The following is a 13096-nucleotide window of genomic DNA, read 5'->3' on the forward strand; positions in this document are numbered from 1 at the left end:
CTAGCCGATTGTCTCCCCGGATTGGGTAGGCGGGACTTGACACCCTCGTTCGAGGTAGACACCGGCCGCACTGAGGGCGATTCCACCCAGCGCCGAGGCCAGAACACCGGGCAGATCCGCGGAGGCGGCAATCAGATCCCCGACGCGCGGAAGGACGAAACTTCCCACCCCGACATAGGCTCCCCCGATGACGGCCCCCGTCCACGCGGCGGCCTTGCCCAGCATCATCAGGTACGCCGCCGTGACCGGATTGAGCTGGCTGCGGTCCTGACCGACCTCGCCCTCCCCGACCCGCGACCTGACGCGGTGGCCGGCGAAGAAGCAGAACACCGCCAGGATCCACAGACTGATCGAGACGGTGACCGGGATGGTGGTCATCGACCCGTAGAAACGCCAGGTGAAGATGGCGGCGACCGCCGCTGTGAAACCGCCGGCGCCGATCAGCATCGCCACTGATGTCCTAGTCATCTGCGTCATCCGCGCTGAACTCACCCACCCTGGTCACACCCTCAACGTCGGTGGGATCCAGATTCTCCACCAGGCTGCGGACCGGACTGCCGTGCAGCACGGCCCCGGGTTCCGCCTCCAGCCACGGGATGAGCACGAAGGCACGCTGCCAGGCCCAGGGGTGCGGAAGGGTCAGCTCTGGATCCTCAGACAGCAGCTCCCGGTCCCCCTCGCGGATCTGCACTATATCCACGTCCAGGGTGCGCGGACCCCAGGTGCGCACACGGACGCGCTCGGCCCGCTCCTCCAACCGCTGCCCGCGACGCAGCAGCTCCAGCGGCGTGCACTCGACGTCGACCACCACGACGGCGTTGAGGAACTCATCCTGATCCTCCACTCCCCAGGGCGGGGTGGCGTAGATCGAGGACAGGGAGACGATCTCGTCGCGGAACTCCTCAACAACGCCGGACAGCAGGGCGTAGCGGTCGTTCATATTCGATCCGATGGACAGTACGGCGCGCATCTATGCCCCCATCCCTGACTGAGAGGCCCGGGTCTTCCGCGAGCGTCTGGCCACCACGGCGACATCGGCGAAGGTCCGCGGAATCGGGGCCTTGGGTTTGTGGATGCTCACCTCGACCGCGTGCAGCACGGCGAATCCTTCCATAAGCGCCTCGGCGACCTCACCGGCCACCGTCTCGATGAGATCCCGGGACGGCCCCTCGACAATATCGGCCGCCATCACCGCCAGGGCACCATAGTCGACGGTGTCGCTGAGATCATCGGAGGCGCCGGCGGCGGAGAAATCCAGCCAGCAGGTGATGTCGACGATAAACGGCTGGCCCTGCTCCTTCTCGAAGTCGAAGACGCCGTGGTGGCCGAAGCATTCCAGGCCGCGGAGTTCAATGCGGTCAGCCACGGGTGCCACCCCCCGCGCACCAGAGTGCGGCCACATCAACGGCGTCGCGGGAGACGGGGACATTGTGCACCCGCACCCCCCACGCACCCATGTGCGCCGAGATCGCCGTGACAGCGGCCGTCGCCGGATCCGCATCGGCCGGGGTGACCTGTACCCTGCCCCTGCGCACACCGGCGAGGAAACGCTTGCGCGAGGCGCCGACGAGGATCGGGAAGGCGCCGTCGATAAAGGAGGGCAGTGCGTTGAGCAGGGCCCAGTTGTCCTCCCTGGACTTGGCAAAACCCAGGCCCGGATCGAGCACGATCCGATCCTCGGGGACACCTGCGTCGATGGCGCGCGCGGCCAGCTGATCCAGGCGGGCGTGCACATCGGCGACCACGTCCCCGCCATGATCGGCGCGCCCGGTGGCATCGCCGAACTGCAGGGTCTTCCAGTGCATCAGGCACACCGGCACCTGCGCATCCGCCATCACCTGCAGCATCGAGGGATCGGCCAGTCCACCGGAGACATCGTTGATCATGGAGACCCCGGCGGCGACCGCGGCGGCGGCGACCGCGGCGCGCATGGTGTCCACCGAGGTGGGGATCCCCTCGGCGTGCAGGGCCGCAATCACAGGCAGAACGCGGTGTTCCTCGGTGCGGGCGTCGATACGCACGGCACCGGGGCGGGTGGACTCACCGCCCACGTCGACCATGTCCGCGCCCTCGGCGACCAGTTGGCGGGCGTGCGCGATGGCACGGTCGGCATCGAGGTACCTGCCGCCGTCGGAGAAGGAATCCGCGGTGACGTTGACGATGCCCATCACCAGGCAGCGACCGGGGACACTCAGCTCGGCCACGTTCATCTAGCGACCCCGAATCAGGGTGAACACCTCGGCGCGGGAGGCGGCGTTGTTCTTGAAACCGCCGCGGACCGCCGAGGTGGTGGTGATCGCGCCGGGTTTGCGGATGCCGCGCATGCCCATGCACAGGTGTTCGGCCTCGATGACCACGGCGACGGCCTGGGCATCGAGCTTTTCCACAAGTGCATCGGCGATCTGGCGGGTCAGCCTCTCCTGGACCTGGGGGCGCTTGGCATAGAGATCCGCCAGCCGCGCCAGCTTGGACAGGCCGGTGACCTTGCCGGACTTGCCCGGAATGTAGCCGATGTGGGCGACCCCGTAGAAGGGGACGAGATGATGCTCGCAGGTGGAGTAGATCGGGATCTCGCGGACCAGGACCAGTTCCTCATGGCCCTCGGAGAAGGTCTTGTCCAGCACCTCGGTGGGATCCTCGTGCAGACCGGCGAAGATCTCGCGGTAGGCGCGCGCGACGCGGGCGGGCGTCTCGAGCAGGCCCTCACGGTCCGGGTCCTCCCCGATCGCGATCAGCAGCTCGCGCACGGCGGCCTCCGCACGGGCGTAATCAAATTCCTCAGCCACGCTGTTCCCCCTCGGGTCCGACCTCATCATCTCGCGGTGCCGTCTTCTCATCGATGACGGCCGGGTGCTCCTCCGGCTCCGCGGTGGACGGCTTCTCCGGGTAGTCCGGGCGCTCATTCTCCGGGAGGCGGAAACCGATGATCTCGGTCGGCGCGTCATTCGGACGCGGTCGCTCCTCGTGTTCCCCACCTGTGGTCTGATCCATCAGTTCCGGATCGCCGAAGCCGTAGGCCTTCATCCCCGGGTGCTGGGCCCCGGGATTGGTCCTGGTGGCGTGGTGGGCATAGGGATTGTCAATTCTGCCCGGAACCCTGCCCGGGATCTCCTCGGAGGGCTGATCGGCGTGCCTGCCCGATTCGGTGCGCGAGGGCTTCGCGGTGCCGGGGACGACCCAGTCGGAGGGTGGGGGTGTTCCCGCATAGCTCGGGGCGGAGGGTCGCTCGGTGGACCCGGTATCCGTCGACGACGGTGCCACGGGCAGGACGCCCTGCTCCTCCAGCTGCCTGCGACGGCGTTCACGCGCGGCCTTGGAGGCCTCAAGAATGGAGAACTTCTTCGGCGGTTCCTCACCGCGCTCAATGGCCAGCTCCACCGGCGTGAGAACCGGCTCGCGGCCCTCCTGCCTTGGGAAGCGCGCGGTTTCATCGGGGAAGACCTCATCGATGCTGCGCGGGACGATATCGGTGAACAGCGCCTCCAGATCCGGTCGGCGCAGCGTCTCCTTCTCCAGCAGCTTCTCCGCCAGTCGGTCGAGGTGGTCGCGGTGGTCCGAGAGAATCCCGTAGGAAATCTCATGGGCCTTGTTGATCAGGTAGGTCACCTCGGTGTCGATCCGCGCGGCGATGTCCTGGGAGTATTCCAGGGATCCCCCCGCACCCCGGCCGGAGAAGGGATCACCCTGCTCCTGGCCGTACTTGACCAGACCGACCTTCGGGGACATGCCGTACTCGGTGACCATGGCGCGGGCGATCTTGGTGGCCTGCTCGATATCGGCGGAGGCGCCGGTGGTGGGCTCGCCGAAGACGAGTTCCTCGGCCGCGCGTCCGCCCATGGCGAACACGAGGCGGGCGAAGAGTTCATTTCGGTTGTACATGCCCTTGTCATCCTCCTGGGCGGTCATGGCGTGACCGCCGGTGCGACCGCGGGCGAGGATGGTGACCTTGTACACGCGCTCGATGTCGGACAACGCCCACGCCGACAGCGTGTGCCCGCCCTCGTGGTAGGCGGTGACCTTCTTCTCCTTCTCGGAGATGATCTTGCTGGAGCGGCGCGGACCGCCGACGACGCGGTCGGTCGCCTCCTCCAGGGCATCGGCGGTGATCACGTTTCCGCCGACACGGGCGGTGAGCAGCGCGGCCTCGTTGAGCACGTTGGCCAGATCCGCACCCGACATACCGGCGGTGCGCTTGGCCAGGGCGTTGAGATCGGCATCCGGTGCCAGTGGCTTGCCCTTGGAGTGCACCTTGAGGATCATCTCCCGGCCCTTGAGATCCGGGTTGGTCACCGGGATCTGGCGGTCGAAGCGTCCCGGGCGCAGCAGCGCGGGATCAAGGATGTCGGGGCGGTTGGTGGCGGCCATGAGGATCACCCCCTGGCGGTCACCGAATCCGTCCATCTCCACCAGCAGCTGGTTGAGGGTCTGTTCACGCTCGTCGTGTCCGCCTCCCATTCCCGATCCGCGGGAGCGGCCGACCGCGTCGATCTCATCGACGAAGATGATGCAGGGGCTGTTTGCCTTGGCCTGTTTGAAAAGATCCCGCACGCGCGAGGCGCCGACACCGACGAACATCTCCACGAAATCCGAGCCGGAGATGGAGTAGAAGGGCACCCCGGCCTCGCCTGCGACTGCGCGGGCGAGCAGCGTCTTGCCGGTACCGGGCGGGCCGTAGAGCAGCACGCCGCGCGGAATCTTCGCGCCGAGGGCCTCATAGCGGCTGGGATCCTCGAGGAAGTCCTTGATCTCCTGCAGCTCATCGACGGCCTCATCCGCACCCGCGACGTCGGCGAAGGTGTTGGTGGGCATGTCCTTGGTCAGTTCCTTGGCCTTGTTGCCGCCGAAACCGAACATGTTGCCCTGGGAACGCGACAGGAAGAACATCAGCAGGCCGAAGAGAATCAGCATCGGCAGGATGAAGCTGAGCATGGACACCAGGAAGTTCTCCTGGGTCACGTTCGTGGTGTAGGAGTCCGCTCCGGAGGCGGCGACCTTGTCAAAGATGCTCGGGGCGGTGCGCGCCGGGTACTTGGAGATGATCTCGGAGACACCGTCGCGCTCATCCACGCTGATGGGGTCACGCAGGGTGAGGCGGACGCGCTGCTCACGGTCGTCGATCTGGGCTTCCTTGACGTTGCCGGCATCGAGCTGGGCGATGGCCACGGAGGTGTCCACCTCGCGGAAGTTCCTCGTATCACTGGTGAACAGCGAGGTGAGGAAGAGCAGGATGAGGACGACGGCGGCGATGCCACCTATCTGCAGATATTTCTTGTTCTTCATTCGCAGTGGCGGACTTCCCTGAAGAAGCCGACCCGTGCCTTTCTCGGGTTAGGTGAAACTGATGCTGCCTATAGCGCTTCTAACGAAACGGGGAGCCTTTTCGTTCCCGGACGCGGGTGGGGGCTAATCCTGGTAAACCCTGGGCTCGAGCGTGCCCACCCACGGAAGATCGCGGTAGCGCTCCGCGAAGTCGAGCCCGTATCCCACCACGAACTCATTGGGAATGTCGAAGCCGATATCGTACATGTCCAGGTTCGTGGTCAGCCGCTCCGGCTTGCGCAGCAGAGTGATCACGTTGAGGGACTTGGGGTTGCGGTTCTTCAGGTTGCGCATCAACCAGGACAGCGTGAGGCCGGAGTCGATGATGTCCTCCACGATCAGTACGTCACGGCCCTCGATCTCGCGGTCCAGATCCTTGAGGATCCGCACCACGCCGGAGCTGGAGGTGGAGTTTCCGTAGGAGGAGACCGCCATGAACTCGCACTGCGTGGGGATGTCGAGCATGCGGGAGAAATCGGAGAGAAAGTAGAACGCGCCCTTGAGCACGCACACCAGGACGAGATCGTCCTCGGCGTCGCGGTACTCCTCGGAGACCCGTTTGGCCATCTCCGCGATCCGGGCCTTCAGCCGCGTCTCGCTGATCAGCACCGATTCAATATCTTCACCATAAGAATTCGGAGGGACGTTGAGGTCCTTCACATCCGCCGTCTCCACATTGAGTGCCATATGTCTGTTGTGCCTTCCCGAGCTCGTGAACGATCAATCGCTGAACATAAGCTTGCCATCTCGGCGCACCACTTCCAACCTTCCCGTGGCGTCCCCGCCGACCGCGACGCCACCCTGACCGTGCCAGTGTGTCAGGAGACGGTCGACAGCGTCGATGATGCGGGAGGTGACCGCGACCCCGCCGGTGCGCAGGAAGTGAGCCAGCATGCGGTGCCGGACCGCGGTGGGCTCCGCGGCGAGCGCGACGGGGAAGCCGTCCAGCCACTCACCGCACCGCTTCTCGACGCCCGCCTCGAGCACACCGGAGTCCTCCGCCGCGCGGCTCGCCGCCAGCGCGAGCGCGGGCACCGCGTCGCCGCCGCTGATCTCACCGAGCAGCGGCAGTACGCGCTCCCGGATGGCTATCCTGCGGAAACCCCGGTCGGTGTTGTGCGGATCCGACCAGGGCCTCAGTCCCAGTTCGGCGCAGGCACCGTGGGTGTCGGCGCGGCGGATGCCCAGCAGCGGGCGGATCACGTCCACGGAATCCAGTCGCGTGCGCACGAGCATCCCGCCCGGGTTGCCGCGCAGGCCGCGCAGCAGGAGGGTCTCGGCCTGATCATCCATCGTGTGCGCCACCCAGATGCTGTCGGTGAGCTCGGCGAAGGCGCGGTAGCGCGCCTCACGGGCGGCGGCCTCCATGCTTTTGCCCGCCACCTCCACGCGGCGGATGATGGCTCCGGCGCCCATGGCGCGCGCCTGGGCGGCCGCGTTCTCCGACACCGCAGCGGAGCCGGGTTGCAGATCATGGTCGATGCATATCGCCGTGACCTCCGCACCCTCGGCCAGGGTCGCCGCGAGCAGCGCCAGCGAATCCGGTCCGCCGGAGAGCCCGATGTGCACGTGGGGTTGGATAAAGGGGCGCACAGCGACCCGCAGCGCCAGGAAATGCGGACTCGACCGGGGAAGGTCGAGTTCGCCGATGCGGGCCGGCATCAGAACTCCCGCAGTGCGGAGGCCATCTCGTCCATGGCCTCCCGCGCGCCGAGGATGTCGGAGTCGGTGGAGACCATGGCGAAGGTGAACACCTGGCCGCTTCTGGAGGTCACCGTTCCCGCCAGCGCCGAGGTCTCGGTCAGCGTCCCCGTCTTCGCACGGACCCAGCCGGCACCGCTGAGATCGGCGTAGCGGTCGAGCAGCGTGCCCGACCCTGCCGCGATGGGCAGGGTGCCGAGCAGGGGCCGGATCTCCTCATCGGTGGCGGCGTGCTGGAGGATGTCATCGAGCAGCTGGGGGGTGATCAGGTTGTTCGGGCTCAGACCCGAGTTGTCCACCAGCGCCACGCCGCCGGTATCGAAGCCGCGCCCGGCGAGGATCTCGAGGGTCAGCGCGGAGGTGCTGGCGGAGTCGGTGGCCAGTCCGCGGTGCTGCGCGACCTCACGCCCCAGCGCCTCCGCCATGACGTTGTCGGATTCCTCCATCATCCGTCGCATGCGGTCAAGGAGGGTCTCCGAGTCCGTGCTGGCCACCACCTCTGTACCGGTGGCCCCACCCGCTCCGGAGGAGACCGCGCCGATTCGGGAGGCCAGCTGCGCGGCGACATCGAGGGCCGGTGTGCGGCTGCGCGGGAGATCCCCCCTGGTCCCGCCGATGCGCCCGCCCTCGAGCATCACCGGTTCGACCGGGGCGATGTAGCCGGCATCGATGTCCACGTCCTCCCAGCCCGGCGCGAAGTTCTCCGCGCTCCAGATGGAGGTGTCCACCAGGACGGTGTCGATCCCGCGGCCGGCGAGCTGGCCAGCGAGATCGTCGAGCTGCGCGGCGCTGAGAGTGACATCCCCGGCAGCCCTGATTGCTGCGGTGTGGGCATCGTTGAGCACCACCTCGGTGGTGATCCGGTCATCCCAGCCCAGCTCATAGAGCGCTGCGGTGGCGGTGAGTATCTTCGTGGCCGAGGCGGGGCGGACCGGGGTGTCGGGGTTCTGTGCCCAGATGACCTCGCCGGAGGCGACCTCGCGGGCGGTGCCGACAAAGCTGCCCAGCCGGGGGTCGGCGGCCATGCTCCGCAGCCGAGCGCCGAGCGCGGAGAAGTCCGGGGTGTCCTCCACCGCGGCGGGGGCGGGAACGATCCCGTCGCCGGGTGCGGCGATACTCAGGGCGGGGGGATGCGTTAGCGAGTTCGCGCGCTGATTGACCACGACGCCACCGCCGATCGTCGCCGCTACCACCACCCCTACGCCGACGGACACGGCGATCCACCACTTGTTCTCCACAGCTTTCATCCTCCCTTGACGGATTTCCACTGTATCGCGCCACCTGGACACCCATGATCGGCGGCACGCGGTAGGATTTGTTTAGTCTTTCGCACGTACCAGGAGAAGAGGATGTTTTCATGAGCGTTGAAGTAACCGTCGAGATCCCCAAGGGTTCACGCAACAAGTACGAGATCGATCACGAGACGGGCAGGGTCCACCTCGACCGCTACCTGTTCACCCCGATGGCCTACCCCCTCGACTACGGCTTCATTGACAACACCCTCGGCGAGGACGGCGATCCGCTGGACGCCCTGGTCATCCTCCCCGAGTCGGTGTTCCCCGGCGTGGTGGTCGATGCGCGGGTGGTCGGCGTGTTCAGGATGACCGATGAGGCCGGCGGCGATGACAAGCTGCTCGCGGTCCTGGACGATCCGCGCTTTGAGCACATCCAGGACATCGGAGATGTCTCCTCCTACCTCAAGGATGAGATCGAGCACTTCTTCGTCCACTACAAGGACCTGGAGAAGGGCAAGCACGTCGAGGGTGCCGGCTGGGGCGACAAGGCCGAGGCGGAGAAGATCCACGCCGAGGCCATCGAGCGCTACGGCAAGTAGCCACCACGATGCCGGTCGGGGTCTTTGACGGGGGGATCGGTAGTTTCGATCTGGTCCGACGCCTGCGCGGGGCGTATCCGGACCAGGACATCATCTACCTCGCCGACCGTGCGAGCTTCCCCTACGGTGCACGCAGCCGCCCCGAGCTGCTCGCCTCGGTGACCCGGGCCACGCGGTATCTGATCGACAACGGCGCCACCAGCGTGGTGCTCGCCTCCAACGCCCCGAGCGTGACCGTGCTCGCCGAGCTCAGACAGCGGTTCACCGTACCCATTCTGGGTGTGACGCCACCCGTGCGGGAGGCGCTGGACGCCCTCGGTGATGATGCGGTAGTCGCCGTCGCCGGCGCCGGGGTCATGGTGGACAGCCGGGAACTCCACGATTACATCCGTGAGCGCGCCGGCTCCGGGAGCCACCGCGTTGTTCCCGTCCGCGCCGACGCCCTGATCGCCCTGGTGGAGAACGGCGCCTTCCTCGATTCCCGGCGGGTGCGCGGACCCATCCTCGGCTTCGTCTCGGATCTGCGCGCACGGTACCCGAAGCTGGCCGGCATCACCCTGTCGAGCACGCATCTTCCCTGGCTGCGCCCCGCCTTCGCCGAATTCTTCCCCGACCTCCGCCTCTTCGACCCCGCCGACGGTGTCGTGGAGGATTTCGGGAGGCTGGCGACACCGGGAAGCGGGACCCTACGGTGCGTGGTCACCGAATCCCCGGAGCATCCCGTGTCGGAGTTCCGGGATCTGATCGCCGCGCTCGGCCTCGGCATCGACCCGACGCCGGTCACCATCAGCGGGTGACCTACTCCCCAGCCTGCCGGTATCCTCGTCGCAGATCATCGACCACGCGCGGGTGGTCGAGAGTGGACGGCGGCAGGTCGCGGGGCTGGTTGTCCAGGCCGAACACAGCGGCCGCCGCCAGCACCCCATCGTCGAGGAAGGTCAGTTCCGGGGTGTCGCCCCGCAGGCCGAGTTCCATCCCCGCCGGACCGCACAGTTGGAATCCCCAGTCGCCGAAGGTGGGCACGTGGACGTGGTAGGCAATGACGCCACCGCATCCGGCGGAGCTGAGGGTGGAACCTACTCGCCAGAACACGTCCGGGGTGGTGTAGGCGCTGGAGGCCTGGACCACCATGCGGCCACCGTCATTGAGGCGTGCGAGGGCGAGCACGTAGAACTCCTCCGAGTACAGCCTGGCCATGGTGTCGTTGTCGGGGTCGGGAAGGTCGATGATGATGGCGTCGTAGCGGGTTCCGCCCGCACCGCCGGAGCGCAGCCAGGTGAAGGCGTCATCGGTGATCACCCGCACCCGCGGATCCTCCATCGCGCCGCCGTTGTCCTCACGGAGCACGGTGTTGGCCACCTCGATCACCTCCGGGTCCAGTTCGACCTGGGTGATGGAGAGATCGGGGAAACGCAGCAGCTCCCTGGCCGCCAGTCCGTCCCCTCCCCCGACGATCAGGACGGACTCCGCGGACTCCGAGAGCACCGGGTAGACCAGGGACTCGGTGTAGCGGTGCTCATCCCTGGTGGAGTACTGCAGCCCGCCGTTGAGATAGAGTCGCCGGTCCCCGCCGCGCTGGGTGACCACGATGTCCTGGTAGTCGGATTGGTGCGCGTAGATGACGGGGTCACTGTAGAGCTGCTGCCTCGCGGTGGTGACGATGCCGTCGGAGCGGATGAGCAGCGTTGCCAGCACGCACATCGCCAGCAGCAGGGCCACCACCGAGACGAGGAAGTGCATCCTCGGCAGCAGGTGCCGCAGCAGCACACAGCCGACGAACAGGGCCGCGACGAGGTTGATCATTCCGGCCGCGGCGGCCCCGCGCATCATGCCCAGCCACGGCAGGAGAATGAACGGCCAGGCGAGGCCACCGATGAGCGCCCCGAGATAGTCCGCGGCATTGAGGGTGGCCACCAGTGAGCCGGTGGTGCGGGCATCGGCAAGTCTGCCGCGCTGGATCATCGTCATCAGCAGCGGCAGCTCCGCGCCGACGAGGATACCGATGGCGGCGGTGGCGAGCACCAGCACCCACAGGGACTGACCGATCACCGCGAAGGTCACGTACAGCACTATCGCGGAGGTGCCGCCGACCAGCCCGAGGAGGGTCTCCACACCGAGGAAGGTCTGGGCGGGCCAGCGCAGAAAGGGTTTGACCAGCAGCGCACCGAGTCCCAGGGCGGCGACATATCCGGCCACGATCAGCGATGTCTCCACGATCCCGCCGCCGTTCAATGTGGTGGACAGCGAGATCAGCGCCAGCTCGTACACCAGCCCGGAGGCGGCGCAGATGGCCACCGAGACCAGCAGCAGCCACCGCCAGACGCGGGAGAGCTCTAGATCAGGCATGCAGCGTTAACCGCGCCCACAATCACCAGGATCACCGCTGCGACCACCGCACCCGAGCGCAGCGTCGGATCCTCGACCAGATCGCGGAAGCGTCCGGGGATCAGCACCTCCAGCAGCACCATCACCACCACCTGGATCAGCAGGCCGAGCAGCCCGAAGACCGCCGTTTCAACCAGGCCCTCCCAGAGCACATCGGAGGAGGTCAAAACGGCGGTGACCACGATGATGCCCATGGAGACCTGCTGTGCCACGGTGATCGCCGCGGCGTTGGGCAGATGGTGCACGAACACCAGTTCATGCAGCTTTCCCGGGGTGATCAGGTCCAGAATGACAAACCCGAGCACGAGGATCAGCGCCGCCAGAACAAAGTACGAAAGGGTCCCGAGGGTCCCGTTGATCAGATAGTCGCTCATTTTCTTCTCCTACTTCACGCCGCCGCCGGATCCGGATGACCCGCCGCTGGATCCGCTCGGCGACGAGGGTGCGAAGCCCCCGCCGAGCCAGATGAAGGCCCCGCTGTTGACCCTGGAGAGATCCTCCACCCCGACCCGGCACTCGGGGGTGCCCTCGCCGCTGACGATGACCAGGTTCTTCGGGTACTTCATGTAGGTGTCGCCGGTGGCCGGGTCCGTCCTGGTCTCCTGCGGGGTGTGCATCGCGCTGATCGTCTCCACAACGTTGGTCTCATTGGCGCAGGAGCCGCCGGGCCACCGTCCGCTGATGTCGGACTCGGTGGAGTTGCGCGTCAGCAGCGCCGCGAAGACGCAGAGGATGGAGGCCACCAGCAGCAGGATGCCGATTGTTCTCGCCGTTGCCGCACTCATGGTCTGTAGGTACTCCTCGTGCTCACGATCGTCTTCTCCCGCGGGTAGAGGTGGTGGGTCCACCAGGTCCACGTCCCGGCGTCGAATTCACCGGCCAGCGCGGTCAGATGGTGCGGACCCTCGCCGGGGAAGCTGGCGATCAGCCAGCCCCGCCTGGCCGCGATCTCCGCGGCACGCCTTTCGAAGTCAAGGGTGGAGGTGTCGGTGCGCAGGGTGTAACCCCGCTTGTCGACGCTTAGGGGAAGCGGACCCGCGGCGTGGCAGGAGACCTCCTCACGGAAGCGCCCGGAGGGCGCCTCGACGGTGACCACGTGGGACCCGCCGATCACGGCGAGGTGGAGGGTGGTGGTGTGGGCGTCGATAAGCATCTCGGCGAGCACCGGCGGCAGGTCGGCGTTCCACCGCACGCCGAGGCTGGCGGCGCTGACGTCAGCGGGTGTGATGTCGAGCTGTTGGAGCATCTACTGCTCCGGGGCCGGGTAGACCTGGAGTTCGCCGGGAAGCACCTTCCAGCCCAGCGAGGACTCCCAGGAACCGTCATCGCCGTACCTTTCGAAACCGAGCAGCCTGTTTCCGCCGGTTTCGGCCATGTCCCAGTAGGTGTAGCTTCCGGATTCACCGACCCCGGTGGTGCCCTCGGATCGGTAGGTGCCGGCACCGCTTTCGGTCTTGCGGTAGCGGGTGCCCTCCACGGTCAGCTCGGTTGCCGGTTCGACACCGAGATCCGGCCGCGAGATCCACCAACCGAGATTGAGCTGGCCCTCGTCATATTCGACGCTGAGGTACTCCCCGCCCTTACCTCCGTCGAGAAGATACTCGTGCCAGACGTACTGTCCCTGGCGCAGTTCGATCGCGCCGCGACAGACATAATCAACGCCCCCGTGGGAGACGATCGCACCAGGACCGATGACACCCGGTCCGAAGCTGCGGTAGTCATCGGAGAACTTCAGCGGATCCTGCCTGGGCTGAGGGGCCGCGTCGGGTGCGTTGCGCTTCCTCGCGGAGTACACGAGGAAGAAAACGGCCAGGGCACCGAGGATCACGGCGAGGATCAACCAGGTGGAGTTCATTG

16 protein-coding genes are annotated in these 13096 nt (G+C 66.8%); 2 read left to right on the forward strand and 14 right to left on the reverse strand.

Going from position 1 to position 13096, the window contains the following annotated elements:
* The 9 genes from B7E02_RS13195 to dacB form a co-directional block, all read right to left on the reverse strand.
* Window positions 1–468, reverse strand: a complete 468-nt coding sequence (locus B7E02_RS13195) for a DUF3180 domain-containing protein (protein ID WP_080796722.1) — start codon at window positions 466–468, stop codon at window positions 1–3.
* Window positions 461–970 carry a 2-amino-4-hydroxy-6-hydroxymethyldihydropteridine diphosphokinase gene (gene folK, locus B7E02_RS13200; protein ID WP_080796723.1) on the reverse strand — a complete coding sequence of 170 codons (510 nt, stop codon included), beginning with the start codon at window positions 968–970 and terminating at the stop codon, window positions 461–463. Before folK ends, B7E02_RS13195 begins: the two co-directional genes overlap by 8 nt.
* Window positions 971–1366, reverse strand: a complete 396-nt coding sequence (folB, locus tag B7E02_RS13205; protein ID WP_080796947.1) for a dihydroneopterin aldolase — start codon at window positions 1364–1366, stop codon at window positions 971–973. It lies immediately after the preceding gene.
* Window positions 1359–2210: a dihydropteroate synthase gene (gene folP / locus B7E02_RS13210; RefSeq protein ID WP_080796724.1), complete on the reverse strand. Its 852-nt coding sequence runs from the start codon at window positions 2208–2210 to the stop codon at window positions 1359–1361. The genes folB and folP overlap by 8 nt, the downstream gene beginning before the upstream one ends.
* Window positions 2211–2786 (reverse strand): GTP cyclohydrolase I FolE, encoded by a 576-nt coding sequence (gene folE, locus B7E02_RS13215; protein WP_425429802.1) that lies wholly within the window; start codon window positions 2784–2786, stop codon window positions 2211–2213. It lies immediately after the preceding gene.
* On the reverse strand, window positions 2779–5280 hold the full coding sequence (gene ftsH, locus B7E02_RS13220) for an ATP-dependent zinc metalloprotease FtsH (protein WP_080796726.1): 2502 nt from the start codon (window positions 5278–5280) through the stop codon (window positions 2779–2781). Before ftsH ends, folE begins: the two co-directional genes overlap by 8 nt.
* A 123-nt stretch (window positions 5281–5403) precedes the next feature.
* A complete protein-coding gene (gene hpt / locus B7E02_RS13225; RefSeq protein ID WP_080796727.1) occupies window positions 5404–6006 on the reverse strand; it encodes a hypoxanthine phosphoribosyltransferase in 603 nt (200 codons plus the stop codon).
* A gap of 33 nt (window positions 6007–6039) precedes the next feature.
* The gene (tilS, locus tag B7E02_RS13230) at window positions 6040–6981 is read right to left on the reverse strand and encodes a tRNA lysidine(34) synthetase TilS (RefSeq protein ID WP_080796728.1); all 942 of its coding nucleotides are present in this window, start codon (window positions 6979–6981) and stop codon (window positions 6040–6042) included.
* Window positions 6981–8258, reverse strand: a complete 1278-nt coding sequence (dacB, locus tag B7E02_RS13235) for a D-alanyl-D-alanine carboxypeptidase/D-alanyl-D-alanine endopeptidase (protein WP_080796729.1) — start codon at window positions 8256–8258, stop codon at window positions 6981–6983. The genes tilS and dacB overlap by 1 nt, the downstream gene beginning before the upstream one ends.
* Before the next feature lie 119 nt (window positions 8259–8377).
* On the opposite strand from dacB, the gene B7E02_RS13240 reads away from it, so the two are divergent.
* On the forward strand, window positions 8378–8854 hold the full coding sequence (locus B7E02_RS13240) for an inorganic diphosphatase (RefSeq protein WP_080796730.1): 477 nt from the start codon (window positions 8378–8380) through the stop codon (window positions 8852–8854).
* Between the two features lie 8 nt (window positions 8855–8862).
* Window positions 8863–9651: a glutamate racemase gene (locus tag B7E02_RS13245; protein ID WP_080796731.1), complete on the forward strand. Its 789-nt coding sequence runs from the start codon at window positions 8863–8865 to the stop codon at window positions 9649–9651.
* 1 nt (window position 9652) lies between these two features.
* On the opposite strand, the gene B7E02_RS13250 is transcribed toward B7E02_RS13245, so the two are convergent.
* The 5 genes from B7E02_RS13250 to B7E02_RS13270 are packed head-to-tail and all read right to left on the reverse strand — an operon-like array spanning window position 9653 to window position 13094.
* Complete coding sequence (locus B7E02_RS13250) at window positions 9653–11200, reverse strand: polyamine aminopropyltransferase (RefSeq protein ID WP_080796732.1); 1548 nt, start codon at window positions 11198–11200, stop codon at window positions 9653–9655.
* Window positions 11188–11613, reverse strand: a complete 426-nt coding sequence (locus B7E02_RS13255) for a DUF350 domain-containing protein (protein ID WP_080796733.1) — start codon at window positions 11611–11613, stop codon at window positions 11188–11190. Before B7E02_RS13255 ends, B7E02_RS13250 begins: the two co-directional genes overlap by 13 nt.
* A 9-nt stretch (window positions 11614–11622) precedes the next feature.
* Window positions 11623–12024, reverse strand: a complete 402-nt coding sequence (locus B7E02_RS13260) for a DUF4247 domain-containing protein (protein ID WP_080796734.1) — start codon at window positions 12022–12024, stop codon at window positions 11623–11625.
* A complete protein-coding gene (locus tag B7E02_RS13265) occupies window positions 12021–12485 on the reverse strand; it encodes a DUF2617 family protein (RefSeq protein ID WP_080796735.1) in 465 nt (154 codons plus the stop codon). Before B7E02_RS13265 ends, B7E02_RS13260 begins: the two co-directional genes overlap by 4 nt.
* Entirely contained in the window at window positions 12486–13094 is a 609-nt protein-coding gene (locus B7E02_RS13270; protein ID WP_080796736.1) for a DUF4178 domain-containing protein, read from the reverse strand.
* Between the last annotated feature and the right edge of the window lie 2 nt (window positions 13095–13096).

It is taken from the genome of Corynebacterium pacaense (assembly GCF_900169525.1).
Lineage (GTDB): Bacteria > Actinomycetota > Actinomycetes > Mycobacteriales > Mycobacteriaceae > Corynebacterium > Corynebacterium pacaense.

Excerpts from the sequence above, each read along its gene's own strand:
- B7E02_RS13195 (WP_080796722.1), bottom strand. The coding sequence starts at position 468 with ATGACTAGGACATCAGTGGCGATGCTGATCGGCGCCGGCGGTTTCACA.
- folK (WP_080796723.1), bottom strand. The coding sequence starts at position 970 with ATGCGCGCCGTACTGTCCATCGGATCGAATATGAACGACCGCTACGCC.
- folP (WP_080796724.1), bottom strand. The coding sequence starts at position 2,210 with ATGAACGTGGCCGAGCTGAGTGTCCCCGGTCGCTGCCTGGTGATGGGC.
- ftsH (WP_080796726.1), bottom strand. The coding sequence starts at position 5,280 with ATGAAGAACAAGAAATATCTGCAGATAGGTGGCATCGCCGCCGTCGTC.
- hpt (WP_080796727.1), bottom strand. The coding sequence starts at position 6,006 with ATGGCACTCAATGTGGAGACGGCGGATGTGAAGGACCTCAACGTCCCT.
- tilS (WP_080796728.1), bottom strand. The coding sequence starts at position 6,981 with ATGCCGGCCCGCATCGGCGAACTCGACCTTCCCCGGTCGAGTCCGCAT.
- B7E02_RS13240 (WP_080796730.1), top strand. The coding sequence starts at position 8,378 with ATGAGCGTTGAAGTAACCGTCGAGATCCCCAAGGGTTCACGCAACAAG.
- B7E02_RS13245 (WP_080796731.1), top strand. The coding sequence starts at position 8,863 with ATGCCGGTCGGGGTCTTTGACGGGGGGATCGGTAGTTTCGATCTGGTC.
- B7E02_RS13250 (WP_080796732.1), bottom strand. The coding sequence starts at position 11,200 with ATGCCTGATCTAGAGCTCTCCCGCGTCTGGCGGTGGCTGCTGCTGGTC.
- B7E02_RS13255 (WP_080796733.1), bottom strand. The coding sequence starts at position 11,613 with ATGAGCGACTATCTGATCAACGGGACCCTCGGGACCCTTTCGTACTTT.
- B7E02_RS13260 (WP_080796734.1), bottom strand. The coding sequence starts at position 12,024 with ATGAGTGCGGCAACGGCGAGAACAATCGGCATCCTGCTGCTGGTGGCC.
- B7E02_RS13265 (WP_080796735.1), bottom strand. The coding sequence starts at position 12,485 with ATGCTCCAACAGCTCGACATCACACCCGCTGACGTCAGCGCCGCCAGC.
- B7E02_RS13270 (WP_080796736.1), bottom strand. The coding sequence starts at position 13,094 with ATGAACTCCACCTGGTTGATCCTCGCCGTGATCCTCGGTGCCCTGGCC.